The sequence below is a fragment of the Agrococcus sp. Ld7 genome (assembly GCF_045064095.1).
GTDB lineage: Bacteria > Actinomycetota > Actinomycetes > Actinomycetales > Microbacteriaceae > Agrococcus.
In genome coordinates this window covers 67,420-94,417 of sequence record NZ_JBISGY010000027.1, presented here as the reverse complement: position 1 = coordinate 94,417, position 26,998 = coordinate 67,420, and the positions used below count along the sequence as shown (strand labels likewise).

Annotated in this window: 19 protein-coding genes; 6 read left to right on the top strand and 13 right to left on the bottom strand. The window is 71.8% G+C overall.

All coding sequences use genetic code 11. The features are described 5' to 3' along the window. Positions 1-2,061 (top strand): acyltransferase family protein, encoded by a 2,061-nt coding sequence (locus ACJJVL_RS06595; RefSeq protein WP_405217617.1) that lies wholly within the window; start codon positions 1-3, stop codon positions 2,059-2,061. A 1-nt stretch (position 2,062) separates the two neighbouring features. Here the strand turns inward: ACJJVL_RS06595 and ACJJVL_RS06590 are convergent, their stop codons facing one another. The 6 genes from ACJJVL_RS06590 to ACJJVL_RS06565 are packed head-to-tail and all read right to left on the bottom strand — an operon-like array spanning position 2,063 to position 8,065. After that, positions 2,063-2,989, bottom strand: coding sequence for an NAD-dependent epimerase/dehydratase family protein (locus tag ACJJVL_RS06590; protein WP_405217616.1), 927 nt, complete (start codon positions 2,987-2,989; stop codon positions 2,063-2,065). After that, positions 2,986-4,416, bottom strand: coding sequence for a sugar nucleotide-binding protein (locus ACJJVL_RS06585; protein WP_405217615.1), 1,431 nt, complete (start codon positions 4,414-4,416; stop codon positions 2,986-2,988). Before ACJJVL_RS06585 ends, ACJJVL_RS06590 begins: the two co-directional genes overlap by 4 nt. Positions 4,417-4,421: 5 nt before the next feature. Then, positions 4,422-5,420 carry a dTDP-glucose 4,6-dehydratase gene (rfbB, locus tag ACJJVL_RS06580; protein WP_405217613.1) on the bottom strand — a complete coding sequence of 333 codons (999 nt, stop codon included), beginning with the start codon at positions 5,418-5,420 and terminating at the stop codon, positions 4,422-4,424. A gap of 50 nt (positions 5,421-5,470) precedes the next feature. Then, a complete protein-coding gene (gene galU, locus ACJJVL_RS06575; protein WP_405217612.1) occupies positions 5,471-6,364 on the bottom strand; it encodes a UTP--glucose-1-phosphate uridylyltransferase GalU in 894 nt (297 codons plus the stop codon). Positions 6,365-6,421: 57 nt separating this feature from the next. Next, entirely contained in the window at positions 6,422-7,810 is a 1,389-nt protein-coding gene (locus ACJJVL_RS06570) for a phosphomannomutase/phosphoglucomutase (RefSeq protein ID WP_405217611.1), read from the bottom strand. 30 nt (positions 7,811-7,840) lie between these two features. Then, positions 7,841-8,065 (bottom strand): DUF3499 family protein, encoded by a 225-nt coding sequence (locus ACJJVL_RS06565; RefSeq protein ID WP_405217609.1) that lies wholly within the window; start codon positions 8,063-8,065, stop codon positions 7,841-7,843. A gap of 55 nt (positions 8,066-8,120) precedes the next feature. Here ACJJVL_RS06565 and ACJJVL_RS06560 point away from each other — a divergent pair, with 55 nt between their 5' ends. Next, positions 8,121-8,543, top strand: coding sequence for a hypothetical protein (locus ACJJVL_RS06560; RefSeq protein ID WP_405217607.1), 423 nt, complete (start codon positions 8,121-8,123; stop codon positions 8,541-8,543). Positions 8,544-9,060: 517 nt separating this feature from the next. Here the strand turns inward: ACJJVL_RS06560 and ACJJVL_RS06555 are convergent. The 5 genes from ACJJVL_RS06555 to manA all read right to left on the bottom strand — a co-directional run bounded on the left by ACJJVL_RS06555 (position 9,061) and on the right by manA (position 16,308). Beyond that, positions 9,061-10,644 carry a DUF5719 family protein gene (locus tag ACJJVL_RS06555; protein WP_405217605.1) on the bottom strand — a complete coding sequence of 528 codons (1,584 nt, stop codon included), beginning with the start codon at positions 10,642-10,644 and terminating at the stop codon, positions 9,061-9,063. Further along, on the bottom strand, positions 10,641-13,415 hold the full coding sequence (locus ACJJVL_RS06550; protein ID WP_405217604.1) for a glycosyltransferase: 2,775 nt from the start codon (positions 13,413-13,415) through the stop codon (positions 10,641-10,643). The genes ACJJVL_RS06555 and ACJJVL_RS06550 overlap by 4 nt, the downstream gene beginning before the upstream one ends. A 71-nt stretch (positions 13,416-13,486) precedes the next feature. Then, positions 13,487-14,680: a glycosyltransferase family 2 protein gene (locus ACJJVL_RS06545; RefSeq protein ID WP_405217602.1), complete on the bottom strand. Its 1,194-nt coding sequence runs from the start codon at positions 14,678-14,680 to the stop codon at positions 13,487-13,489. 31 nt (positions 14,681-14,711) lie between these two features. Further along, a complete protein-coding gene (locus tag ACJJVL_RS06540) occupies positions 14,712-14,969 on the bottom strand; it encodes a WhiB family transcriptional regulator (protein ID WP_405217925.1) in 258 nt (85 codons plus the stop codon). Between the two features lie 223 nt (positions 14,970-15,192). Continuing rightward, complete coding sequence (gene manA / locus ACJJVL_RS06535) at positions 15,193-16,308, bottom strand: mannose-6-phosphate isomerase, class I (RefSeq protein WP_405217600.1); 1,116 nt, start codon at positions 16,306-16,308, stop codon at positions 15,193-15,195. Positions 16,309-16,447: 139 nt separating this feature from the next. On the opposite strand from manA, the gene ACJJVL_RS06530 reads away from it, so the two are divergent. Beyond that, complete coding sequence (locus ACJJVL_RS06530) at positions 16,448-17,626, top strand: acyl-CoA dehydrogenase family protein (protein ID WP_405217598.1); 1,179 nt, start codon at positions 16,448-16,450, stop codon at positions 17,624-17,626. Here ACJJVL_RS06530 and ACJJVL_RS06525 read toward each other — a convergent pair. Further along, the gene (locus tag ACJJVL_RS06525; RefSeq protein WP_405217596.1) at positions 17,601-18,359 is read right to left on the bottom strand and encodes a polyprenol monophosphomannose synthase; all 759 of its coding nucleotides are present in this window, start codon (positions 18,357-18,359) and stop codon (positions 17,601-17,603) included. The genes ACJJVL_RS06530 and ACJJVL_RS06525 overlap by 26 nt on opposite strands. Before the next feature lie 109 nt (positions 18,360-18,468). Here ACJJVL_RS06525 and ACJJVL_RS06520 point away from each other — a divergent pair, with 109 nt between their 5' ends. Genes ACJJVL_RS06520 through ACJJVL_RS06510 form a run of 3 tightly spaced genes read left to right on the top strand, consistent with a single transcriptional unit; the run spans position 18,469 to position 24,072 of the window. Beyond that, positions 18,469-19,752, top strand: a complete 1,284-nt coding sequence (locus tag ACJJVL_RS06520; RefSeq protein ID WP_405217595.1) for an O-antigen ligase family protein — start codon at positions 18,469-18,471, stop codon at positions 19,750-19,752. Positions 19,753-19,795: 43 nt separating this feature from the next. After that, positions 19,796-21,940: a glycoside hydrolase family 99-like domain-containing protein gene (locus ACJJVL_RS06515; RefSeq protein ID WP_405217594.1), complete on the top strand. Its 2,145-nt coding sequence runs from the start codon at positions 19,796-19,798 to the stop codon at positions 21,938-21,940. Continuing rightward, positions 21,937-24,072 (top strand): rhamnan synthesis F family protein, encoded by a 2,136-nt coding sequence (locus tag ACJJVL_RS06510; protein WP_405217592.1) that lies wholly within the window; start codon positions 21,937-21,939, stop codon positions 24,070-24,072. The genes ACJJVL_RS06515 and ACJJVL_RS06510 overlap by 4 nt, the downstream gene beginning before the upstream one ends. An 86-nt stretch (positions 24,073-24,158) precedes the next feature. On the opposite strand, the gene ACJJVL_RS06505 is transcribed toward ACJJVL_RS06510, so the two are convergent. Next, positions 24,159-26,852 carry a cell wall-binding repeat-containing protein gene (locus ACJJVL_RS06505; RefSeq protein WP_405217590.1) on the bottom strand — a complete coding sequence of 898 codons (2,694 nt, stop codon included), beginning with the start codon at positions 26,850-26,852 and terminating at the stop codon, positions 24,159-24,161. Positions 26,853-26,998: the final 146 nt, after the last annotated feature.

Sequence of the window (26,998 nt, the reverse complement as noted above, 5' to 3'; positions counted from 1 at the left end):
ATGCCTGTCTCGACGCCGGCGCGCGCGCACCGTCGCGACATCCAGGGGCTCCGCGCCATCGCGGTGCTCGCTGTGGTCGTGTGGCACCTCGATCCGAACGCGCTGCCGGGCGGGTTCGCGGGCGTGGACGTCTTCTTCGTCATCTCCGGCTTCCTGATGACGCGCTGGCTCGTGGAGCGGCCGAGGCTCGACCGGGCGGCGTTCGCGGACTTCTGGGCGCGGCGCAGCCGTCGCATCCTGCCCGCCGCGACGCTCGTCCTGCTGACCACGCTCATCGCCGGCTGGGCCGTGCTGCCAGCATCCCGCCGCACCGAGCTCGCGGGCGATGCGATCTTCTCTGCCGTCTACGCCGTCAACCTCCGCTTCGCGCAGGGCTCCACCGACTACCTGCAGAGCCTCGAGCCGCCCTCTCCGTTCCAGCACTACTGGTCGCTCGCCGTCGAGGAGCAGTTCTACCTGCTGTGGCCGTTCCTGATGGCGGCGGCGGCTGTGCTCGCGGTGCGCATGGGCCGCAGCCGGAGGCTCCTCTCCGGTGCGATCGTCGTGGCCGTCATCGTCGCCTCCGCCACCGCGTCGGTGCTGTGGACGGCAGCCAGCCCCGCGTCCGCCTACTTCACGACCCCCACTCGCCTGTGGGAGCTCGCGCTCGGCGGGCTCGTGGCGGTGCTCCCGGCGCTCGCCGTGCGCGGCGCCGGCGCGATCGCGGCCGTCGCGCTCGCGGTCGGCGTCGCCTCGTTCGTCTGGCTCGACACCACGATGCCCTTCCCGGGCACCATCGCGTGGTGGCCGACGCTCGCGACCGCGGTGGTGCTGTGGGCGGGCGGGGCGGACAGTCGCGGGCTCGTCCACCGCATGCTGGGCGGCCGCGCGATCCAGTGGGTGGGCGCGATCTCCTACTCCGTCTACCTCTGGCACTGGCCGCTCATCGTGCTCTCCAACCCTTACGACAAGCCCGCGGAGCTGCTGTCGTGGCGCTCGCTCTGGCTCGTCGCGGCAACGCTCGTGCTCGCGTGGCTGACCTGGCGGTTCGTCGAGGAGCCGCTGCGCAAGCGATCGCCGCGGCTGCCGTGGGCGTCCGTGCGCGGCGGCCTGCTGGTGGGTGCCGCGTGCCTGGCCGTGACGCTCACCGTGGCTGGATCGATGCGAGTCGCCGCGCCGGCGCTAGCGCAGGAGCCCGACTATCCGGGCCCGGCGGCGCTCACGGCTGGCGGCGAGGCGATCGGCGAGGGCGAGACGGCGGATGCGGTCGCCTCCCTCGAGCGCGACGGCTACGTGCCCGCGCCGGAGGACTTCCAGGCCGACCTGCCCGCCAGCTACGCAGAGGGCTGCCATGTGGCCGGCCACGTCGTCGAGCCGGTCGCCTGCGCCTGGGGCGACTCAGGTCCGCTCGTGGTCGTCGTCGGCGACTCGCACGCTGCGCAGTGGGTGCCGACCATGCAAGTGCTCGCCGAGACGCACGGGTGGCGCGTCATGGCGATGACGAAGGCGGGCTGCCCCTTCACGACGGGCGCGGTCGCGACGTACGGCGTCGCGCAGCCGTACACCGCGTGCTCACAGTGGAACGAGGGTGTCGCCCAGGTGCTCGAGCGCGAGCAGCCTGCGCTGGTGGTCACCAGCAATGCCTCGACGCAGATGTGGGCAGGATCCACGCTGACGGATGCGGACGCCGATGCCGCGCTCGGCCGCGGCATGGCAGAGGCCTGGGATCGCGAGATCGATCGCGGCGCGCAGGTGATCGTCGTCCGCGACACCCCGTCGCCGCGCTTCGCGATCGAGGACTGCATCGCGAACGAGCCGGATGCCCCGGGGATGTGCGCCTTCGATCGTGCAGCAGGCCTCGCGGGAGGCGGCACCGGCCAGGACGTTGCGCTCGGCATCGAGGAGCGGGCACTGGAGGTCGATCTGAACGACTCGATCTGCGGCGAGACCCGCTGCGCCGCGATCGTCGCGGGCATCGCCGTGTACCGCGATCGCGGCCACCTGACGGGCAGCTACGCGCGGAGCCTCGCCGAGCCGCTCGAGCGGGCGATGGTCGCGGGCGGTGCGCTGCCGCTGCGCTGACTCAGCGGCGCCACTCGCGCCAGGTGCGCTCGATGCCCTCGCGCAGCGGCAGCTGCGGCAGGGTGCCGAAGTGCTCGGCGAAGCGAGCGGTGTCGAGCACGATGTGGTCGACGAACGATGCCGGCACCTCGTGCTCGTCGACAGGCAGCGACGCGCCGGTCGTCGCGCGCACGACGTCGATGATCTCCTGCACGCTGCGACCGGATCCGCTGCCGATGTTGACCGGGCCGGAGAACGAGACGTCGGCGATGACGTGGCGCATCTGCTCGATCACGTCGTCCACGTGCAGGTAGTCGCGCACCATGGATCCGTCGCCGAGCCGGTTCGCGCGCCCGTCGGCGGCCGCCGCGCGCAGCAGCGCGCTCACGAGCCCGAAGCCGGGCAGCGTCGCGTCCGCGCGCAGCCCGTATGGGTTCGCCACGCGCAGCGCCGCCGACCGCAGGCCGTGCTCGATCGAGAAGTAGCGCAGGTAGTGCTCGATCGCCACCTTGCCGATGCCGTAGGGCGAGATGGGCAGGAGCGGCGCATCCTCCGGCACCGCGCCCTGCGCAGACCCGTAGACCGTGCCGCCGGAGGAGATGAACAGGACCCGACCGACACCGGTGCGCACCGCTTCGCCGAGCATGTCGAGCGTCGGCGAGACGTTCGCCTGCAGATCCGCCTGCGGTCCGCCGAGGCTGTTGGACGGCGTCGTCCCCGACAGCGCATGCACGATGAGATCGTGGCCATCCACGGCCCGCCTGATCTCGTCGCCAGCGGAGAACGTGCCGCGAAGGACGCGGGGCGACGTCGACCGGTAGCGCGGTCCGGTCGTGAAGCGATCGAAGACGTCGACCCGCCAGCCGTCCGCGACCAGCGCATCGACCAGGTGCGCCCCGAGGAAGCCGTTCCCCCCGACCACGAGCGCGCGCCCCATCGGCAGGCTCACGCCCCGCTGGCGAGCGAGTCGACGTACTCGTCGAGCATCTCGAACTGGTCCCGCGGCGCGAAGCCCGTCGCCTCGAGCCTGCCGAGGTCGAGCGAGCTGTGCGGGGGACGCGGCGCGATGTCGGCCTTGCCCCGGTAGTACTCGGCCGTGGTGACGGGGGTCACGCGGCCCGACTCGTGGCCGGCGCGCTCGAAGACGCGCTTCGCGATCTCAGCCCAGCTGGCGGGCTCGCCGGCGTTGGAGACGTTGTAGGTGCCGTGCGGCGCGTCGACCGCGAGCAGGTGGTCGATCGCGCGCGCGATCTCGGATGCGAAGGCGAGACGCCCCACCTGATCGCCGACGACGCTGGGCGCGATGCCCCGCTCCGCTAGCGAGGCCATGGTGGCGATGAAGTTCTTGCCCTCACCGACCACCCACGACGTGCGGATCACGTAGTGGCGCGACGCGACCGAGACGGCGAGGTCGCCGGCTGCCTTCGACTGCCCGTAGACGCCGAGGGGGCTGAACCGCTCGGTCTCATCGTGCTGCGGTCGCGACCCGTCGAAGACGTAGTCGCTGGAGATGTGCACGAGGGTCAGGCCGTGCTGCGCGGCGAGCGCGGCGAGCCGCGCGGGCGCGGCGGCGTTGACCGCCCAGGCATCGACGCGGCCCTCCGGCGTCTCGGCCGCATCCACCGCGGTGTGCGCTGCGGCGTTCACGACCGTGCCGTAGGTCGACCAGCGGATGCTCTCCAACGTGTCCGGTCTCGCGAGGTCGATGCGATCGCGGCCCGCGAACTCGACGTCGGTGCGACCCGCCCACTGCTGTCGCAGTGCGCGCCCGACCTGCCCGTTCACGCCCAGCACGAGCGTCTTCCTGGGGGCCATGGGGGTGACGTCCGCCAGCTGCGGGTGGGCGCGGTCCTTGTCGGAGAGCTCCGCCTGCGCCAGCGGGATCGGCCAGTCGATCGCCGCGGTGGGGTCGGCGAGGTTCAGGAACGTGTACTCGCCCTGCGCCTCGGCCGACCAGTGGTCGTTGACGAGGTACGTGTAGGCGGTGTCGGGCTCGAGCGCCTGGAACGCATTGCCCACGCCGCGCGGCACGAACACCGCGACCGACGGATCGATCTCGATCGTGAACGTCGCCCCGAACGAGTCGCCCTCGCGCAGGTCGACCCAGGCGCCGAAGACGCGGCCGGAGGCGACCGAGATGTACTTGTCCCACGGCTCCGCGTGGATGCCGCGCGTGACGCCCGGCTGCGCGTTGAACGAGATGTTGTTCTGCACGGGACCGAAGTCGGGGACCCCCAGCGCCAGCTGCTTCTCGCGCTGCCAGTTCTCCTTGAACCAGCCGCGGTTGTCGCCATGCACTGGCAGGTCGATCACGAGGAAGCCCGGGATCGGCGTCTCGCGAACGCGCAGCTGCTTGCCCGTCTCCAGCTCACCCATCCGGATCAGTGCCCCGCCTGCGCGTACTTCGCCTCGGCGGCGGCCTTCTGCGGCCGCCACCACGCCTCGTTCTGGCGGTACCAGTCGATCGTCGACGCGAGCCCCGCCTCGAAGTCGGTGAACGACGCCTCCCAGCCGAGCTCGTCGCGCAGCTTCGACGAGTCGATCGCGTAGCGCAGGTCGTGCCCGGCCCGGTCGGTCACGTGATCGAACGCGTCAGGCTCCTGACCCATCATCGTCAGGATCGCCTGCACGACCTCGAGGTTGTTCTTCTCGCCGTCCGCGCCGATCAAGTACGTCTCACCGCTCCTGCCCGCCTCCAGGATCCGCAGCACCGCAGAGGAGTGGTCGTCCGCGTGGATCCAGTCGCGCACGTTCTGTCCCGCGCCGTACAGGCGCGGCCGCACCCCGTCGATCACGTTCGTGATCTGCCGCGGGATGAACTTCTCCACATGCTGCCGGGGCCCGTAGTTGTTCGAGCAGTTCGAGATCGTCGCCTCCAGCCCGAACGAGCGCACCCAGGCGCGCACCAGCAGGTCGGAGCCCGCCTTCGTCGACGAGTACGGCGATGAGGGGTTGTAGGGCGTCTCCGGGGTGAACTTCGCCGGATCATCCAGCTCCAGGTCGCCGTAGACCTCATCGGTGGAGATGTGGTGGAAGCGCGTGCCATGCCGGCGTGCCGCCTCCAGGAGCGTGAACGTGCCGATTAAGTTCGTGTGCACGAACGGGCCCGGGTCCGACAGCGAGTTGTCGTTGTGGGACTCGGCCGCATAGTGCACCACCGCATCCGACTCCGCCACCAGCGCATCCGCGACCTCCGGGTCGGCGATGTCGCCCACCACCAGCCGCACGCGGTCCTCCGGCAGGCCAGCGAGCGTCGCGCGGTCGCCCGCGTACGTCAGCTTGTCCAGCACGACCACATCGTGCGCCGTGTTCGCGACGACGTAGTGGACGAAGTTCGATCCGATGAAGCCGGCGCCGCCGGTCACGAGGAGCTTGCTCATGGCCCCAGCGTACTGGCGTCGCGCAGGCCATCGCGCTCGGACGCCGCGGCTCAGTCCTCGAGCGTGGGGACGAACTCCCGCAGCCAGGCGCGCAGGCCCGGCCCGAGGTCGTCGCGCTCGATCGCGAGCTGCACGTTCGCCTTGATGTAGTCGAGCCGGTCGCCGGTGTCGTAGCGGCGGCCGCGGAAGACGACGCCGTGCACCCCGCCGTTGTCTTCATCGCTCGCCATCGTCAGCAGCGCATCCGTCAGCTGGATCTCTCCGCTCCTGCCCGGCTGCGTCTGCGCCAGCACGGGGTAGATCTCGGGCTTGAGCACGTAGCGCCCCACGATCGCCAGGTTCGACGGCGCCGTTCCCGGCTCGGGCTTCTCCACCAGGCCGCGCACCCGCACGACGTCGTCCTCCTCGGTCGACTCCACCGTCGCCACTCCGTACAGGTGCGCCTGATCCGGATCCACCTCCATCAGCGCCACCACGCAGGTGTCGCGCTGATCGTGCACCTCCAGCATCCGCTCGAGCAGATGGTCGCGCTCGTCGATGATGTCGTCGCCCAGCAGCACCGCGAACGAGTCGCCGTTCACGTGCGCCTCCGAGCGCAGCACCGCGTGGCCCAGCCCCTTCGGGTCGCCCTGCCGCACGTAGTGCACGTTGGCCAGATCGGTCGACTCGGCCACGCGCAAGAGCTTCGCCTGATCGCCCTTCGTGTGCAGGATCATCTCCAGCTCGGTCGCCCGATCGAAGTGGTTCTCCAGCGCGTTCTTGTTGCGGCCCGTCACGAACAGCACGTCGCGCAGCCCGGCCCGCACCGCCTCCTCCACCACGTACTGGATGGCGGGCTTGTCCACCACCGGCAGCATCTCCTTGGGGAGCGCCTTCGTCGCGGGCAGGAACCTGGTGCCGAGGCCCGCCGCGGGGATCACGACCTTGGTGACGTCATGGTGCATAGCGCCAGGCTACTTGTGCGGACTCGGCAATGGCATGAGTTCGGGCTCAGGGACGACTCAGGCGTGGATCAGCCCGAGCACCTCGTCGCGCACCGCGACCATCGTCGGCGCCGCCTCAGCCTCGACGTTCAGGCGCAGCAGCGGCTCCGTGTTCGAAGGGCGGACCGAGAACCACCAGCTGCCGTCGGGCGCCGTGACCGTGAGCCCGTCGAGCTCGTCGAAGTCACCGCGACCCGCGAACGCCTCCACGATGCGCGTGTAGGCGGCGGGCACGTCGTCGACGGTCGAGTTGATCTCGCCGGATGCCGCGTACGGCGAGTAGCTCGCGGCGAGGTCCGACATCGGCGACTCGATCACGCCGAGCGTCGCCAGCACGTGCATGGCGGCGAGCATGCCGTTGTCGGCACCCCAGAAGTCGCGGAAGTAGTAGTGCGCCGAGTGCTCGCCGCCGAAGACGGCGCCGGTCTCGGCCATCTTGTCCTTGATGAGCGAGTGGCCGACGCGGGTGCGGATCGCGGTCGCGCCAGCGGCGGCGATGACCTCCGGCACGACGCGGCTGGTGATGAGGTTGTGCAGCACCACGATGTCGCGCTCTCCCTCAGCGCGAACGCGGCCGATCTCGCGCTCGGCGACGATCGCCGCGACCGCCGACGGCGAGACGGCCCCGCCGCGCTCGTCGATGACGAAGCACCGGTCGGCATCGCCGTCGAACGCGAGCCCGATGTCGGCGCCCTGCTCGACCACGGCGGCCTGCAGATCCACGAGGTTCTTGGGGTCGAGCGGATTCGCCTCATGGTTCGGGAAGGTGCCGTCGAGCTCGAAGTACATCGGCACGATCTCGATCGGCAGCCCAGGCAGCCCCGCGGCCTCCCCCAGCACCGCCGGCACGGTCATGCCCGCCATACCGTTGGCCGCGTCCACGACGACCCGCAGCGGCCGCACGCCGCTCAGGTCGACGAGTGAGCGCAGGTGGGCCGCGTAGTCACCGAGCACGTCGCGAGTGCGGAGCGTGCCGCGCGACGAGGCCTCCGGCAGGCCGTCGTCGAGGTAGCGCTGCGCGCCGTCGCGGATGGCTGCGAGCCCGGTCTCGAGGCTCACGCCGCGCGCGCCCGCGCGCGAGAACTTGATGCCGTTGTAGGCGGCGGGGTTGTGCGATGCGGTGAACATCATCGCGGGGGCGTCCATGGAACCGGACGCGAAGTACGTCGCGTCGGTCGAGCACAATCCGATGAGGACGATGTCGGCCCCTCGCGCCTGCGCCCCGTCTGCTGCGGCAGCGGCGAGCGCGGGGGACGAGGCGCGCATGTCGTGCCCGATGATGATGGGCGAACCGGTGCCGACCTCGTCGGCGAAGGCGGCACCGAGCGCGCGCACGACCGTCTCGGTGAGCTGCCCGTCGACGAGGCCGCGCACGTCATAGGTCTTCACGATGTCGGTGAGCGACATGGATCCTCTTCCTTCTCGGCGGGGCCGGGTTCAGCGATCCGCGTGCCCGGGCTCGTATCGGACGATATGCCAGCCCGACGGTCCCGCGTGGCGTTCGGCGTGCGGCGCGCACAGGTCGTAGCTGCCCTCGAGCGCACCCCGCCTGCTGGCGGGCTGCAGCGGACCGATCACGAGCATCATGCCGTCGTAGTCGACCGTCACGGTGCGATCGGCGTACCGGCGGCATCCGGGTCGCGAGCACGTCCTGTCGTCCATCTGCTCCAGGCTAGCGTCGACCTCCACCAGGGGCGCGCGACACTAGGATGACGGCATGCCTGCGCGTCAGCACTCCCGCGGTTCGCGCCACGGCCGTGAGATCCGATCGTCGATCGCCGGGCCGGTGCTCCCCTTCCTCTCTTCGCGCGAGACGCGCTTCGAGGACATCGCGGCAGACGCTGCCGACTACGTGATGGCGCTCTGGCCCGCGGAGCTCGGCGACGTGCGCTTCCGCTGGGCGGACATGCCGCCGCGAGCGCTCGCGGAGCGCGTCGACGAGGTGCCCGAGTGGGCCGTCGACACCGCGCAACGCACGATCACGCTCTACCGCCTCCCGCTGCAGCGGCTGCCGCGCGTGCACATCGACGACCCCTGGCATCGTCAGGTGGCCATCGAGGGCGCCGTGTTCCGTGCCGCGGCCGAGCTGATCGGCCGCGACCCGTGGGAGGTCGCGCCCGACCGCTGGCGTCACCATTGAGCCCACCCGCGTAGGCCGAGGAGCGAGCGGCGCAGCCGCTCGCGTCACGAGGCCGGCCGGAGCGCTCCCCCTCGTAGGTCGAGGAGCGAGCGGCGCAGCCGCACGCGTCACGAGACCGGACTGATCGCCGCCCTCCGGTCTCGTGACGCACCCGGGCTCCGCCCGGGCGCTCCTCGACCTACGAGCTGATCGCCGCCCTGCGGCTTTGTGACGCACCCGGGCTCCGCCCGGGCGCTCCTCGACCTACGACCAGACCGCCGCACGCGTCACGAGGCCGATCGGAGCGCCCACCCTCGTAGGTCGAGGAGCGGGCGGCGCAGCCGCACGCGTCACGAGACCGGACTGCTCGCCGTCCTCCGGCCTCGTGACGCACCCGGGCTCCGCCCGGGCGCTCCTCGACCTACGAGCAGACCACATTCCGGTCTCGTGACGCACCCGGGCTCCGCCCGGGCGCTCCTCGACCTACGAGCTGACCGCCGCACGCGTCAGGACCTGCGATCTGACCTGCGGCCGTTCGTCAGTGCAGCACGCGAACGCCCTCGGCGGAGGGCCCCTGCGGACTCGCAGTGAAGCCACCGACCCGGCCCTCGTCGCGGTAGCCGATGCCGATCACGAGGCCCTCCCCGCTGACCTCGATCGAACCGCCCTCGACACGCTGCTCGTGCACACCGTTGGCGGCCAGCTGCACGGCGCGGCCAGCGACCTCGATCTCCTGATCCGCATCGGCGGTGCTCACGATGTGCACGGTCGCGTTCGGGCCGCTCGGCACCGCAACGGCGGACGTGCCGGTGCGGGCCTGCCCACCCGCGATCCAGTCGAAGTCGAGTCCCTCCCCAGCGACGGCGACCGATCGCGCTCCGGCGACGACGGGCGCGTCCGACTCCACGCTGATGGCGAACGTTCCTGTCGGCAGCTCCTCCAGCGGGAAGTCCGTCACCCTGCCCGCCTCGAGCACGCCTGCTGACTCGATCGTGGAGCCGTCTGCCTCCTGGAAGACCACGCGGACATCACCGCCGGTGGGCGAGAGCAGCCGCAGCGTCGGCACCGTGTCGTCGTAGCCCTCGCGCGTCTCGAGCCCCGTTGGCTCGGTCACCGTGACGCCGGGCAGCACCGTGGACGTGAGCGCGGCGACGGGATCGACGACCTCGAATCCGCCGCGCTCCAGACCGCGCGTGGTGATCTGCTGCAGGTGCGCAGCGACCGGGGCGCCCGTGGATGCGACGCGCACCACCGCGTCTGGAACGCCCGGCGCGATGGCTGCCAGATCCAGCACGATCGACGACCCGGGCGAGACAGCGATGCCGCTCGAGCCGACCGACTCGACGGCACCGTCAGACCCGAAGACCGTGACATCGACGCTGGCGCTGGCCTCCGACGCATTGGCCACCGTGAGCACCGTCTGGCGCCCGGTGCGCGTGGAGCCGCCGACCAGCCACTGATCGAGCCTCGTCTCCGCGCACTCGCTCGCTGCGAAGCCCCGCACGGCTTCGACGTCGAGCGCCAGGGTCTGCGCGGCCGACAGCGTCGTCTCCTCGTTGCGCTGCACCACGGAGACGCCGCCGGGCACGTCGTCGGCTCCGGTGACGGCCACCGCATCCCGACGGATCTCACCGCCGAGACTGCCGATCTCGATCACGGGATCGCCGAGTGCTGCGATCGCGAGCGCATCCTCGCCGTCGGAGGTGCCGACGCGGAGCGCGGGCCCCGCGCACACGCGCGACTGCAGCGGCGAGGAGGGCTGCACGAGCGACTCCGGCACCGGAGTCTGCACACGGATGTCGTCCGGCAGCGCCGTCGCCCCGAGCACCGCCCCCACGATGATCCCCGCGACGGCGACGCCGCCAAGGGCGCGCGCGCTCCAGCGCACGACGTCCCGACGCTCGAACCGCCTGCCGGCCTCCGCCGCCTCGTTCGCTGCTGCCTCGCGGTCGGTGAGCGTGACGTCGCTGGCAATATCGCCGGACGATTCGGCCTCGGCTTCGACGGCGCGCTCCTCGGGCGCGGCGCGATGGTTGCTCGGCGCCTCCTCCTCGGCGATCGGCGACGGGTCGTCGAACTCCTGCGAGTCGTCGAGAGGGTCGTGGTCCCTGCCGTGCGTCACTGCCAGTCCCCCGTTCCCTCGAGCCTGCGGGTCCTCGTCCGCGCGCCGCGGCGCAGCGACGGCAGCGCCGCGACCACCGCCGCACCCAGAGCGACGAGCTGCACGAGCAGCAATGCGCCTGCCCATGCCGGGCGCGGCTCGCGCTCGAGGGCGGTGGCGTCGACGCGCTGCCAGAGCAGCCCGGCCTCGGTCTGGCCGATCGCCTGCAGGTCGCCGCGCGCGTCGAGCGAGCGCTGGGCGCGATCGTGCACCCCGGCGGCGCCTTCGCGCTCCTGCTCTAGCAGGACGAACCGCACGCCCTGGGCATCCAGGAGCGGCGCGACCTCGGTGTCGCCGCCGGCAGCCATGTCGACGGCGACCTGGGCGAGCCGCGCCTCGGTCTCCCCCGGCGCACGCCGCGCGAGCTCCGCCGTGGCGACGCCGTCGAGCGTCGCTCCGGCGCCGCGCTCGACGTCGACCTGCAGCACTCCTGGAGCGAGCGGCAGGAGCACCATCGTGCCGATCGTGCTGTCGGTCTCCGCCGCTGCATCGACGAACGCGGGCATGCGGCGCTCCGGTCCGGCGATCACGGTCGCCGGCGCGAGGAAGGACGTGGCGATGATCGGGAGCGCTGCGATCGTCGCAGTGAGCGCGACGAGGCCGCCGGGAACGCTCGCACGTCGATCATCGACCTGCACCGCGACGACGGCGAGCCCCAGCAGCGCCACGAGCATGAGCGATGCGCCCGATCCTGCCCAGACCGTGACCGGCTGCCCCTCGAAGGAGGTGAGCGAGAGCCGCGTGGACGCGACGGCGGTCGCGTACCCGGCGAGCAGCAGCAGCACCCACGGCCATGCCTTCGCGGGCCGCAGCACCACGGCGGCCAGTGCGGCGATCGCGAGCGGCGCCAGCAGCGCGAAGGCAAACCCTGCCGCATCGCCCTCGGGCGCGAGCTGCGCCACGACACCGCCGAGCGACGCGAAGGAGCCGTCCGGCGACAGCAGCGCCGCCTGCAGTGCGCTGGGCGGCGCGCCCGGCTTCGGCACGCCCGGATCTGCGAGCGCGGCAAGCGGCATCCCGGCTCGCCACCGCTCGACCACGATCGGCGCGAGCAGCGCGGCGGTCGGCAGCAGTGCTGCGAGCGGGCGCAGCGGCGCGCGCCAGCCGATCCCGGCCGCGATCAGCACGAGCAGCAGCAGTGCCGGCAGCAGCACCGGCGCGCTGGCGGCCACGATCGCGAGCGGCACGGCAGCGAACCCGGCGGCGCGCCAGGAGTCCGATGCACGCAGGATGCCGACCACGGCGATCGGCAGCGCGAGGTGCGCGAGCACGGCGCCGATCCGTCCCTCCACGATCGCGGCAAGCAGCAGCGGGGAGAGCGCCCACACCGCGGCGGCGACCGCGGGCGCCCAGCGCGAGGTCGTCATGCGTCGGACCGAGAAGAACGCGGTGAGGGATGCGATGGCGGGCGCGAGGAAGAGCAGCAGCACCACCGCGGTCGATGGCTGCCACGGGGTCAGGGAACCGAGGAGCGCGAGCAGCAGCACGAAGGGATCGGGAACGGCGACGACATCCCCGAGCGGGTCGAGGGTGCCGGCGAGCGTGTGGGACCAGAGCTGCGACACCGATGCCGACAGCGGCAGCAGGCCACCGCCCGTCGCGCTCGACGCGCCGATGAGCTGCGGTGTCAGCACGATGCCGACGACCACGGCGAGCGCAGTGACCCAGAGCCCGGCGCCCTCGACGAAGCCGACGCGCTCGTCGACAGCGATCTGCATGCGCTCGGGATCGCCGAGCGCCCGGCGCTGGGAGCGCACCGTGCGCCACGAGGCGCGAAGGGGGCGCAGCGACCTCCACCGCGACGTCCGTGTCGCAGCGATCCGCCGACGCGCTCGGGCGACGGCTCGGAGCGAGACGAAGGCCGCGAGCGTCGCGTGCCACTCGGCCAGCACCGCCGCCGGCCGCTTCGCGAGCAGATGCACCACGGTGCGAACGAGTCCCGTCGGCACCAGCAGCAGCCACTGCAGGATCAGCGCGACGGGATGCGCGTAGGACAGCCGGCGGTGCAGCTGTGCGCGCCTGGCGATCGCGACCCGCTGCGCATCGCTCACCGACCTGGCGGCGAAATGCTCGGGGCCGCCGGCTCGACGCACCCTGGCTCGCGGTTCCACCGCGACGCGATGACCCGCCATGCGAACCCGCACGCCCAGGTCGAGGCCCGCATCGATCGACCGGAGCATCGGATCGAAGCCCCCGAGCGACTCGAAGACGTCGCGCCGGATCAGCACGCCCGTCTCGGCCACACCGAGCCGATCGCTGTCGTCGTCGTGCTGGCCCTGATCGAGCTCGCCCTCGTGCAGCAGCACGCTCCGGCCGAACGGGGTCATCGTCTGCCCGAACTCGGCGAAGCGATCGGGCGCCTCAGCGCGCATGACCTTCGGTCCGACCATCACGACGCTCGGGTGGGCGTCGACATGCGCGAGCAGCGCCTGCAGCGCGCGCTCGTGCGGCGTCGCATCGTGCGCGAGCAACCACAGCCAATCACCGTCCTGCGCGGTCGGCAGCGAAGCGACCCCTCTGCCGATCAGCTCGCCGTACGACAGCCGCGGCGCGACCACGACACTGCGTGCACCGGACGCCTCGAGCACGGCGCGGGAGTCATCCCTGGATCCCCCGTCGACGGCCACCAGCCGCTCGGGAGCCACCGTCTGCGCGTGGATCGCAGCGAGCGTCGCCGGCAGATAGGCGGCCCCGCTGCTGGCCGCGAGCACGGCGAAGACCCTCGGATGCACCCGGCAAGGCTAGGTGCCCCCGCGCTCGACCAGCGGGTTGCCGTCGGTGTGCCGCGCAATCGACGGAGTGCTCAGCCGCCGCCCAGGCGACCGATCGCCCGGCGGGCGACGCCCACCACGCGCTGAGACGGCGAGCGCTCGAGCATCGCGGTCCTGGCACGCAGCTGCTCGAGAACGGCCTGGGCCGCGTCGAGATCGCGCTGCAGGGTGTCTGCGTGGGCCCTGGTGAAGGTGAGCTGCGCATCCAGGCGGTCGCGGTCGACCCGCAGCGCATCGGCGTCGAGCCGAGCATTGGTCAGCTCCTCGAGCGCCAGCCGCTCGAGCGGCTCGGCCGCGGCAGCCCTCGCGCGCTCCGCGTGCAGCATCGCATCGTCGAAGGGCTCGTCGGCGCTGTCGGCCAGAGCCGCCTCGAGCCGATCCGGCAGCAGGCCCGGCAGCGCGTCGAGCGACGCCGCCAGCGACGCATCCGCGCCGTACTCGGGCTCGTGCAGCTCGTCGTCCGTCGGCATGCGCCAGGCGACGAAGGCGGCGAGCAGGCCGGCGCGCATCCGGCGCCAATCGCGCATCCCGTGATGCCGAGGCGATGGCTGCAGCTGCGGGTTCGCGTCGTAGCCCTCACCCATGTTGCGGATCTTGCGCTCGATCTGCTCCATCGATCGCCATGGCAGGTGCAGCACCTCCAGCGCCAGCTCGCTCGCCGGCTGCTCGCCAGCGGGCGTCGACACACGGTGGTTGCCCTGCACCACCTCGACCTCGGGGTCGCCGATGTGGATGGCATTGCTCGACGGGTGCGCGACGAGCCCCGATGCTCGCAGCTGATCCTCCGTGCGCAGGTCGCGGTACGTGAGGCGACGGATGCCGGAACCGCGGCGAGCGAACGGCCCCACCATGTTGACGACCGGCACCTGGAAGGCTCCCACCGCCGCTGGCAGCCGCTGGAACACCTCAGCGAGGGTCATCGTGGGATCGAGCGGTCGCAGGAACTCGTCGGCGTCGCCGTTGATGACCCAGTCGGCACCGTGCTCGGTGGCCGCGAGCCGCGCCATGCGCGTCACGACCTCTGCCTGCTGCTTGCGGTGGACGGGGTCGTCGAACACCGTCACCGGGGCGATCCGCGCGTAGTCCGCCAGGATCTCGCGCGTGCCGTCGACCGAGGCGTTGTCAGTGACGAGGATGTGATCGACGCCGTGCGCCAGGTGATGCTCGAGCATCGCCGCGATGATGTCTGCCTCGTCGCGCACCATCAGCGTCAGCACCACGGTCACACGACCACCCTATGCCAGCGGCGCCGTTCGATCAGGCGAGCTTGCGGAGCTTGCGGCGCTCGCGCTCGGAGAGCCCGCCCCAGATGCCGAAGCGCTCATCGTTCTCGAGCGCGTAGTCGAGGCACTGCTGGCGCACCTCGCACGTGTCGCAGATGCGCTTGGCGTCGCGCGTGGAGCCGCCCTTCTCGGGGAAGAACGCCTCCGGGTCGGTCTCGGCGCACAGCGCATCGGCCTGCCACGCAAGGGGGTGGTCGTCGGCCTCGGTGCGGACGCCCGGAACCCCGAGCATGATCGGGTCGACGAACCAGTCGCCGGGCACCCCGCGACGCAGCCCGCCGTCATCCACGCCTCGCGTCGTCGTCGTGCTGCGCTGCACTCCCTCTCGCATGGCGTTCCCCCGGTTCTCGCGAGACCCCGGCCGGGCTCGCGTTGCACCAATTACACCGGTGTAGTTCGCTCCGCGTCAAGTCGAGGATTCTAAGCGTGTCGCACGCCCCCGGCCGGGAACTGCGTCACGGCGTGTCGAGGTCGAGCGCGAGCCAGGCCTCGGAGGAGTCGACCGAGAAGGGGGCGTCGGTGTCGATCCACGCGGCCTCGGCAGCGGCGAGCCTGTGCCCCGTGCCATCCACCTCGACCACCGCCGGTGCCACGGCGAGCAGCACTGCACGCCCGGCGGGCGCCGCATGCCGTCCCACGATGCGGCGCAGCTCGAACGGCGCGGGTGGCCGGTAGGCGAACGCGCCGTCCAGCGCTTCGGCGGGCAGTCGCGGATCGGTGTTCACCGAGGTGTCGACCACCGCGAGCAGCTCGGGCACGTCGACGTGCTTGGGCGTGAGGCCGCCGCGCAGCACGTTGTCGCTCGGACCCATGAGCTCGATGCCGAGTCCCTCGAGGTACGCGTGCATGTTGCCTGCGGGGAGGTAGAGCGCCTCGCCGGGCTTGAGCGAGAGGCGGTGCAGCAGCAGCGCGACCAGGATGCCCGGATCGCCGGGGTGCACCTCTGCGAGGCGCCGGATCGTGTCTGCCTCGACGGGCAGCGACTCGGCGATGTCGTCCAGGCGCTCCGCTGCAGCGCGCACGGCCCCTGCCACCTCGGGCGCGCCGGAGAGCAGCCAGGCGAGCGCACCGCCCGCTCGCACCCGGTCGGCGACCGGCGCGAAGCGCTCGTCGATGCCCGCGAGCGCATCGAACGCGCGCTCGGCGTCGGCCACGGGGCGGAATCCGCTGAGCGCCTCGAACGGGGTCACCGCGACCACGAGCTCCGGCTTCGCGAACGGGTCGCGATAGCTGCGATGCGGGGCATCGCGCGGGATGCCCTCGGCGTCCTCGCGATCGAAGCCCGCACGCGCTCGCGGCGCATCCGGGTGCGCCTGCAGCGAGAGCGGCTCAGCCGCCGCGAGCACCTTCAGCAGCATCCTCGGCTGCCGACCGCCCTCCGCGGCTATCGCGGCCTCGAGGTCGAGGCCCGCGTGCGCGCCGCCGGTGACGCGCGACGGGCAGCCCGGATGCGCCCCGAACCACAGTTCCGCCTCCGGTGCGCCGGAGGGCGCGTGGCCCAGGTACTCGGCGAGCAGGCTGCTACTGCCCCATGCGTAGTCCCGCGGCTCATTGGTGATCGGCACAAACACGTCCCGGTCTCCTTCCCGCGGATTGGCTCGAGCGTACCAACGGCCGAGCGGGTGGCCTTGTCCGGCCATAGCCTGACGTTGTCGGCCTCCGGCCGCGAGGCACGCGGCCACCGCCGCCCATCGACAGAACCGAGGACTCATGACCTTCACGCCGCTCACGAGCGATTTCTACGGGTTCGCGACCGATCTCACCGAGACCGAGCAGGCCTCGCTCGGTCAGATCCGCGCGTTCATGGAGGACGAGGTCCAGCCGGTCATCGACGACCACTGGCACCGCGACGCGTTCCCGATGGACCTCATCCCGGGCATCGCCGGACTGGGTGTCATCGGTGCCGGCTGGGCGGAGTCGGCTCGGTTCGAGAACTCGGCCGTCTACCGCGGCTGGGTCGCACTCGAGATGAGTCGCATCGACGCCTCGGTGTCGACCTTCGTCGGGGTGCAGAACGGTCTGGTGGCAGGCTCCATCGGTGTTGCAGGCAGCGCCGAGCAGCGCGCGGAGTGGCTGCCGAAGCTCGCCGACTGCTCGGTCGTCGGGGCGTTCGGGCTCACGGAGCCGCTCTCGGGCTCCGACTCCTCGCAGGGTCTGCGCACGGTTGCGCGGCGCGACGGCGACGAGTGGGTCATCGACGGCGCGAAGCGCTGGATCGGCAACGCGACGCACGCCGACATCGTGATCATCTGGGCGAAGGATGCCGACGACGGCAAGGTCAAGGGCTTCATCGTGCCGACCGACGCCGCCGGCTACTCCGCCACCAAGATCGAGCGGAAGATCTCGCTGCGCATGGTGCAGAACGCCGACATCGTGCTCGAGGGCGTGCGAGTGCCGGAGTCGATGCGGCTGCAGGAGGCCTCCAGCTTCCGCGACACCGCTCGCGTGCTGCGCCTCACGCGCGCAGAGGTGGCGTGGAGCGCCGTCGGCATCATGATCGGGGCCTACGAGGCCGCCGTCCGGTACTCGAGGGAGCGCGTGCAGTTCGGCAAGCCGATCGCGGGGCACCAGCTCGTGCAGGACATGCTCGCGAAGTCCCTCGGGCACATCACCGCCTCCATCGCACTGTGCGTGCAGGTGTCGCGGATGCTGGACGAGGGAAGGCAGGCCGACGCACACTCAGCGCTCGCGAAGTCGTTCACGACCTCGCACATGCGCGAGGTCGTCGGCTGGTGCCGAGAGATCTGCGGCGGCAACGGCATCGTCACCGACTACGGCGTCGCCCGCTTCTTCGCCGACGCGGAGGCGATCTACACCTACGAGGGCACGGCGCAGATGAACGCGCTCATCGTCGGCCGCGCGATCACCGGCGAATCAGCGTTCGTCTGAGCAGCGCGAACCGGTCGGCCGCAGCACCGAACATGCGCCCGGCCGCCCAGCCGGTCACGCTCGTCAGCGCCTCGGCGATGATCCCCCCGGTCATCTTCGAGCTGCCGAGCTCGCGCTCACGGAAGACGATCGGCACCTCGACCACCGTCGCACCCGCCTCGAGCGCTCGCCGCGTCATGTCGATCTGGAAGCCGTAGCCCTGGCTCCTGACGTCGTCGAGCGCGATGCGGCGGAGCAGGTCGGCGGTGTACGCGCGGCAGCCGGCGGTCATGTCCTGCACCGAGGAGCCGAGCATGACGCGCGCGTAGACGTTCCCCGCCCGTGAGATCGCCTGCCGGTACCAGGGCCAGTCGGCGATGCCGCCGCCGGCCACCCAGCGCGAGCCGATCGCGAGATCGGCCCCTGCCTGCAGCTGCGCGAGCATCCGCGGCACGGCGTCGGCCGGATGGGAGCCGTCGGCGTCGAACTCGACCACCGCATCCGCCCCCTCATCGAGCGCCACCCGCATGCCGTGCAGGTAGGCGCGCCCGAGCCCCTGCTTCTCGGTGCGGTGCAGCACCCTGATGCGGGTGTCCGCCGCCGCCATCGCATCGGCGAGCTCGCCGGTGCCGTCGGGGCTCGCGTCGTCGATCACCAGCACCTCCACCTCGGGCGCTGCCCGCAGCAGCGCATCCATGGTCACGGGCAGCGCCTCGAGCTCGTTGTAGGTGGGGACCAGGACGACGACGCGCATGGGGCTCCAAGCGGAAGGGCAGGGGGGCGAGCAATCCTCGCACAGGCAGCAGGGTCCAGCGCGGAGCCGAGCGCAATCTGGTCCCACCCGGGCATGGCACGATAGTGCAGTGCCCGGGCAGAGAAGGAGGACGATCCTCGCAACCTGGATCGTCGCGAACGCGGTCTGCGGCGACGCCGTTCGGAACGTGATCGGCTACCCAGCCTGGGGCGCGATGGTCATCGCGACCTTCGTCTGGGTCACGCTGGAGCTCGTGCTGCTGCGGGTGCGGCTGACGCGGATGCCCGTGCCCGTCGTCGCCTTCGCCGCGATGGCGCTGGTGTCGGCCCTGTGGGCGATCGCACCCGGCTGGTCGCTCGTCGGCTCGGTGCTGCTGCTGGGCACGATCGCGAGCGCAGTGCTCATCGCGACCCTGCCCTACCGCGTCATCCTCGACCTCACACACTGGACGATGCAGGGTCTGCTCATCGCGTCGTTCCTGTTCGAGTCGTTCGTGGCGCTCGTGCTGCGTCGTCCGCTGTTCCCGCTCTGGGCCGACTACCCGCCGGACGTCAGCGGCGAGCTGCACTGGTCGAGCGGCCTCCTCTTCGACGGCGGCCGCGTGCAGGGAGTCATGGGCAATGCCAACCTGCTGGGCATGGTGGCGCTCATCGCGCTGGTGATCGCCGGATGCCGTGCGGCGGCCGGCCTCGACCGCCGCTCCTGGCCGCTGTGGATCATGCTGCCGATCCTGGCGCACCTCGTGACCCGCAGCGCGACCGTGCTCTTCGCCACCGCGATGGTCGCGGTGCTGACCCTGCTCGTCGTCTCCTGGGTGCGCTGGCGCGGCGCCACGTTCTACCGGATCTTCGGGATCGCGATCGCGATCGGCCTCACCTGCATCGGCCTCATCATCGGCAACTGGGCGTTCGTGACCGACTTCCTCGGTCGCGACGCCGACATGACGGGCCGCTTCGACATCTGGGGGCGCGTGATCGACCTCGGCCTCACCAGCCCCGTGGTCGGGGTCGGGTATCTGGGCTACTGGCTCCCGTGGGTCGAACCCTTCGACACGCTGGGCGAGATGCACGGCATGGTCTACCTGCAGGCGCACAACGTGTGGCTCGACGTCTTCATGCAGCTCGGCATCGTCGGCGTGCTGCTGTGGGCAGCCATCCAGTATCGAGCGGTCGCGAACTCGCTCGGCGCGCTCTACCGCGCGCCGATCGGCGAACGAGCGCTGAACAGCATCCCGCTGCTGCTGTGGGTCGCCCTGTTCGTGCAGGGGCTGGCAGAATCCCGGCCGTGGATCGAGTTCGGCCTGATGCTGCTCGTGATCTTCGCGATCGGGCCGCTGCGGAAGCAGATCGCCCCGCGCGCGCCGCGCACGGCGGCGATCACGCAGCCCGTCTGACCTCGGCTGGGCGCCGCGTCGGCACGATCGTTAGGCTGGGCCGGTGACTGCGAACCGAGATCCCTCACGCGACGACGAGCTCATCGAGCTGCGCCAGCAGGTCGATGAGCTTCGAGGAGCGCTGCGGGGCGCCGAGGAGCGCGCTGCCCGCACCGATCCTCTCGATCCGCGCCTGTGGGCTGGCCGTGCCCAGCGGCTCGTCCGCTTCGGCGGCCGCGCGGCCCGGGCGGTCGTGCACGGCCGCAGGCGAGCGGCACCGCTCACCGAGGGCGACGCCGACGCGCCGTCGTCGTTCGAGCGCTGGTCCGACCGCATGGATGCCTCGCGGTTCGTCGGCTTCCCGGTCGACTGGCGCTTCAGCCGCGTGCCGGTCGCAGAACCGGCAGCGGTGGCCGTCGTGCTCCACTGCCACTTCCCCGAGCTGCTGGACGAGCTGCTGGAGGGCCTGCGCGCGATCGACGAGCCCTTCGACCTCTACATCACGAACTCCTCCGGCACGAGCATCCAGGCGCAGCAGCTGCGCCTGGCGGGCGCACGACACGTCGAGGTGCTCTCGGTCGAGAACCACGGGCGAGACATCTGGCCGCTCGTGCAGCTCGTCAACGCGGGCATCCTCGACCCCTACCCCACCGTGCTCAAGGTGCACACGAAGAAGAGCGCCTGGCGCGAGGCGCACGAGACGCTCGACGGCGACGGGGCCGCCTGGCGCGCGTCGCTCGTCGACGCGCTGCTCGGCTCGTCCGACAACGTGGCCTCGATCCTCTCCGCGATGCGGGCCGATCCCGACATCGCCGTCGTGACCGCCGATGCCAGCATCGCGGGCCCGGAGCACTGGGGCGGCGATCTGGGGCTCGTGCGCGGCATCTATCGCCGGCTCGGCATGCCGCTCGATCCTGACTCGCTGCGGTTCCCGGCCGGCTCGATGTACTGGATCCGCGGCTTCGTGCTGCAGGGCCTGCGGGCGTTCCGGTTCGAGCGCGATGACTTCGAGCCCGAGGCTGGCCAGATCGACGGCACGTGCGCGCACGCGATCGAGCGCATGGTCGGCCTGCTGTCCGAGGAGGCGGGCATGCGCGTGCTCACGCGCTCCGACCTGCCCGCGGATCCGGGCGAGGCCTGCATTGCGCCGCGCGCCAGGCTCGTGCCGTTCTACCTCCCGCAGTTCCACCGCGTCGCCGAGAACGATCGCTGGTGGGGCAAGGGATTCACCGAGTGGTACAACGTCGTCAAGGCGCATCCCCTCTATCCCGGTCACGACGTGCCGCTGCGGCCCACCGAGCTCGGCTTCTACTCGCTCGAGCTCGACACCGTCCGCGAGCAGCAGCTCGAGCTCGCGCGCACCCATGGCATCGCGGGCTTCATGTACTACTACTACTGGTTCGCGGGCAGGAAGCTGCTGGAGCGTCCTATCGAGCGTCTGCTCGAGAGCGACCTCGACCAGCCGATCTGCATCATGTGGGCGAACGAGAACTGGACCAGGAGGTGGGACGGCGGCGATACCGACGTGCTGATCGGCCAGGAGTACGAATCCGTGCCGGCGGAGCAGTTCATCGAGGACGTGATGCCGCTGCTGCGCGATCCGCGCTACCTGCGCGCTGACGGAGCCGTGGTGCTCGCCGTGTACAAGCTCGCACAGCTGCCCGACCCTGCGGCGACGGTCGCGCGCTGGCGTGAGCGGTGCCGCGAGGAGGGCGTCGGCGAGCTGCTGCTGCTGCAGGTGGACGTCGGACCCGCGATGGGCAGCCTCCGCGACGCGGGCGCGATCGGCATCATCGACGGGTCGCTCGACTTCGCGCCCCACAACCTCGACTGGGTCGCGACCGAGATCCCCGCCGACCAGTGGGACGCCCGTTTCCAGGGCCGCGCGATGAGCTATCGCGCGATGGTCGACGGGTACCGACGTCGGCTGGCGTCGCTGCCCGAGGACGCCTACCCCGGCGCGATGGTCACCTTCGACAACACGGCGCGCCGCCAGTGGCAGCCGGACCTCTTCACGGGCACCAATCCCTACACGTTCCGCCGATGGCTCACCGCGTGCGCCGCCGCGGTCGCCGACCGGGAGCCCGATCGCCGCCTGATCTTCGTCAACGCCTGGAACGAATGGGCGGAATCCGCGGTGCTCGAGCCGACCGAGCAGTACGGCAGATCGTTCCTGCAGGCGTGCCGCTCGGCAATGGGTGCCGGATGAGGTTGACCACGACGCCGCGCCGCGCGCTCGTCTGGGCGTTCCACGACGTCGACGGCATCCTGGACGCGGCGAACGAGCACTACCTGCGTGCGCTGCTCGAGCACGTCGAGCAGGCGGTCGTGGTCGCCAACGGCGAGCTCGAGCCCGGCAGTCGTCGCCGCGTCGAGGAGCTCGGCGCCATGCTCATCGTGCGCGGCAACACGGGGTACGACGTGGAGGCATTCCGGGCCGGGATCGAGGCGCTCTCGCCGACGCTCGCCGAGATGGACGAGCTCGTCGTGGCGAACTCCTCGGTCTTCGGCCCGCTCCGCCCGCTGCGGCCGATGTTCGACGCGATGGCCGAGCGTGACGTCGACTTCTGGGGCATCACCCGGCACGGTGCCGCCGATGCCTCCGCCGGCACTGCCGCGCCGCGCACCGAGCGCGCGCACGTGCAGAGCTACTTCACCGTCTACCGCTCGAGCCTGCTCCGCAGCGAGGCGTTCGCCTCCTACTGGCGCGACCTGCCGGCGATCGAGGGCTATGCCGACGCGGTGCGGCTGCACGAGATGGAGCAGACGGGCTACTTCGAGGACCACGGGTTCACGTGGACGGTCGCCGTCGACACGAGCGATCTCGAGCACCTCTCCACCAATCCGATCATCGGCCTCGCCGCGCTGCTCGTGCGCGAGCGCGGCTGCCCGGTCTTCAAGCGGCGGATGCTGTACCTGAGCACGCACGAGCTCACCACCCACTCCGATGGCGCTGCCACCGCCGAGCTGTGGAGCCTGCTCTCCGCGATGCCGAGCGACCTCAGGCGGGACCTGCTCGACCATGCGATCCGCACGATGCCGACGCTCCGGCTGCGCCGCACGCTGCAGGATGCGGTCTGGCTCGATCAGGCCGCCGACACCGGTCCCGTCGACGCGATGGTGGTCGTGCTGGAGGGGCCGATGGCCCTCGGCGCGATCTCGGAATGGAGCCGCTCGATCGGCGCCGACCGAGTGGCTCTCATCAGCGACGACACGGACTCGCCGGCGGCGCGGGCGGCAGCGGTCGCCGGCGCGCGCGTGCTCGCCCCCGCGGCGGAGCCCGCGATGCTCGCCGCGCTCGAGCTCCCGGCTGAGCGCTTCCTGGTGCTCGGCGATGATCCGCGCCCGGGCTGGGCCGAGGATGCCAGGATCGCGCGCTCGCACATCCGCGCGTCCCTCGGCGACGGGGCGGTCGCCGTGCAGGCCGCCTGCGCGGCATTCGACGACGACGACACCCTCGGCGCGATCGTGCCGCCGGTGGCGCTCGGCAGGAGACTCGTCGGCAGCCTCACCCGCACCCCGTCCAAGCGCGGGCGCGCGGCGCTCGACGCGGCCGCGGCAGGGGGGCCGCCGGACGTGCCCGCCGCGCCGACGCCGGGCGCGTCGCTCTGGGTGCGGCGCGCGCTCCTGGAGCGATTGGTCGAGGTCTCCGCAGGCATGCCAGCCGGCGATCGCGCGCGACTCGCGCACCACGAGTGGGCCTCGATCCTGCTGCACGGACTCGCGCCGCTCCGGATGCGGGCGCGCACGGGCGTGACGAAGGCTGGCGCGATCACGCACATGGAGATCGGCGACGCCTTCATCGCTGACGTCGCGCGAGCGCTGGGCGCCGGTGCGCACGACACGCTCGGCGATGTGCTCGCGCGCGCGGGCGGCCGGCCGCTGGACGCAACGGTCTTCTTCGACACCGGGGGCGGCTATCGGCACGCGGGTGCGCCCCAGTCCGAGCATCCGAACGGCGGGCCGATGCTGGTGGAGGTCGTGGTGCCCGCCGGGACGGTCGGCATCCGCTTCGACCCCGCCGAGGGCACGGGGCTGCTGGTCAGCGGCATCCGCATCGAGACGGCTGGCTATCGCATCCGGCCGGTGAACGGCTCGCGCGCGGGGTCGCTCGACCTGTTCTCGACGCACGATCCCGCCTATGACATCACCGGCCCCCTGCGTGCCGGCGATACGCTCACGATCCGGGTCGAGCACGCGGAGCGCATCGACGGCTCCTCCGCGGCCCTCGAGCGCATCGAGCGCCGCTTCGGCCCGCTCGGACCGCTCGGCCGTGTGCGGTCGCTGGGCGTGCGTGCTGCGCGCAAGGCTGTGCGCGTCGCACGCTCCCGCATGCGCTGAGGCGCCGCGGGACCGGTCAGCGCAGGCCCTTGGAGACGCGGCCGGCCGGGGCGGATGCCCACCGGCCGGCCGTCATCACGATCGCGTCAGCCGCAGGAGCGGTACGAGACCACGCCGCTGCCGAGCGTCGGCGCGCCGCCGAGCAGCAGGACCTTGCCCGGGCGCCAGGCCGCGAGCCGATCGCGCGTCGCGTTCGGGATGCAGGTGCTGTGCGCGAGCACGAGCGGCGCTCCCGCAGCCCCCGCTGCTGCGGCACCGGGCAGTGCGTCGGCGAAGCCCTCGCCGCTGGCGACGAACACCGAGTCCACATCGGCGAACAGCCTGCCGAGCTCGGCGGCCGTCTCGAAGCGGTTGCCACCGGCGAAGCGCTCGACCGTGAGGCCCGGGGTCCGCACAGCGCGCTCGATGCCCGCGGAGACCGAGCTGCCGTCGCCCGCGATGCCGATGAAGGTCGGACTGAGCGAGGCGATCGTTGCGCGCGTCGCAGTGTCCGGCGCGGCTGCCGCACCGTCGACGAGCAGCACCGGTCCGTGCTTCAGTGCGGCCGCGGGCCCCGCTGCAAGCGCGTCCGGGAAGCGGCGGCCGGTCGCGAGGAACACTGCGTCGGCATCGCGCCCGAAGGCGTGCGCGGCGATCATGCGACTCGTCTCGAAGCGGTTCGCGCCCGCGAGCCGCACGACGCTGCGGGCCACGCCGAGCCCGCGCACCTGCTGCTCCGCCGCTGCGGAGACGGACGGCGCTCCACCGACGATGACGATCTTCTGCGGCTTCAGCCGGCGGATCTCGGCGAGCACCTCCTGCGGCACCGAACCGGCAGGGGTGAGCAGCACCGGACCGCCCTCGTGCGCGGCGGCCGGGCCGGCGGAGAGTCCGTCGGGGAAGCTCGACCCGCTCGCGAGGTAGACCACGGGAGCCGTGCGCGGGAACGCGTCCTGCGAGATCGCGACCCCGGTCTGGAACCGGTTCGCGCCGGCGACCCTGTCGGACGCCGGCAGCAGCGAGGCGAGCGAGACCGAGATCGATCGGCAGCCGAGCGAGGTCGCCGCGTGGCCACCCGCGCGGTCGAGCGCCGTGACGCACACCCGGTGATCGCCCGTGGCGAGCTGCAGCTGCACGCGGAAGCCGTGCGCGGAGCCGTAGCCCGGGAACGAGCTCGCGACGTCGGTGCGCGTGGCGTTCGCGACGTAGGTGCCCACGTCGCGGCCTCCGACCGAGACCCGGACGCTGCTCGCGACGGCCGTGTCGGGGTCGAGCGCCCAGCCGCTCAGGACGACGTCGCCGCCATCGCTGCGACCGAGCGCCTCGAACTCGCCGCGGGGCGGGCCACCGTTCGGCTGGACCGAGCGGCAGCCGAGCAGGCGATGATCGCCGCCGTCGACGTTGATCGCGTAGGCGCAGTAGGTCTCGCCGCCCGCTGGTGCGGGCACGCGCGCCTCGAAGCCGTGCGCCGGACCGGCGGTCGAGACCGACCGCTGCACGTCTGCGCGCGGCAGGTCGGCATCGACCGCGGAATACGGCTTGCCCTCCCCCAGCGGCCCGCCGCGGTAGACGTGCACGCGGATCGGGGACCGCGTGTCCGGGTCGTGCGCCCAGCCTCGCAGCGTTGCGGTCGGACCGACCGAGTAGGTGCCGTCGATCTGGCCGATGGGCGTGCCGGCCTTCGGCGTGACGGGCACGCAGCCGATCATCGTGTTGCCGTGCACGGTGGAGTCGAGCGCATGCACGCACAGCCGCGTCGTGCCGGTCGGCACCGTCACGGTGCCGGAGAAGCCGAAGCGATCACTGCCGCCGGGCGTGCGTGCCGGGATGCCTGCGCGCTGCTCGTCCGCGATGAGCGTGCCGACGTTGCGGCCGGTCGGGTAGGGGTTGTTCGCGTAGACGTGCACGCGGATCGGCGAGGTGGTGTCGGGGTCGAACGCCCATCCGCTCAGGCTCGCCTGCAGAGCGTTGGTCGTCGCGCTGGCGTCGACGGCGCCGACCGGCGGCCCGCTGCCCGCGCCGCGCGGATCGCCGAACCAGTCGGTGAAGATGCGCCAGAAGTTGCGGTTGCCGTAGGCCGAGCATGCGTCGCCGGTGCCGTAGAGGTTGGCGAGCGCTGCGGCGTTGGGCTGGTACGGCGTGTAGTTGTACAGGCCCGCGGTGGCCTGGTTCTGGATGTCGACAGCCGACGACCCGCACGCGGCGTTCGGGTGGTAGAGCACCTGCCGCACACCGACGCGATGCTGGTAGTTCGAGGGGTACGCGGCGTAGCGCTGGAACTGTCTGGCGGCGTTGTAGACCTGGTAGAAGAAGCCGCCGAAGGACGGGTCGCACGGCGCGGTGTCCGGGCACGCGAAGCCGGTGGCGCGCTCGTACTGGATGCGCGACGGTCGCGACGAGGTGACGAGCGACTGCTCCTTCTCGAGCAGCACGAGGAGCACCCGCTGCGAGACGTCGCAGGCCTGACCGACCCTTGCAATGATGGATGAGGCCCGCTCGTCGCCCTGACCAGGCATGGCATCGCAGAACTGTGTGCCCGCCATTGCCGGCGTCGCCTGGCGGTAGTCGCGCAGGCACGTGTAGCCGGCGGTGCAGCTCGGCCGCTGCTGCTGCAGGAAGTCCTGCGTCTGCGAGGCGGTCATCGCCCTGCCGTCGAAGAAGTTGGCGTCGGAGATGAGGTTGCCGGGCGTGAAGTCGGACGCCCGAGCGGCCTCCGCGGGGGCGGCGGGCGCTGCAGCGACCATGCCCGTCAGCATCACGATCACGGCGACCATCGCGACCAGTGGCCGTCGTCTCAGCATTGCGTTCCCTCGCGTCTAACCTTCAAGTTCCTGTTGAAGTGTAGCGGCCGAGATGTACCCCGCTGGCGATCGTGGCGCCACGCGTCCGGGACGAGGCCCCGACCGCGGCTGGGATAGGATGGCGCGGTTCACCTGATCGCCCCGAC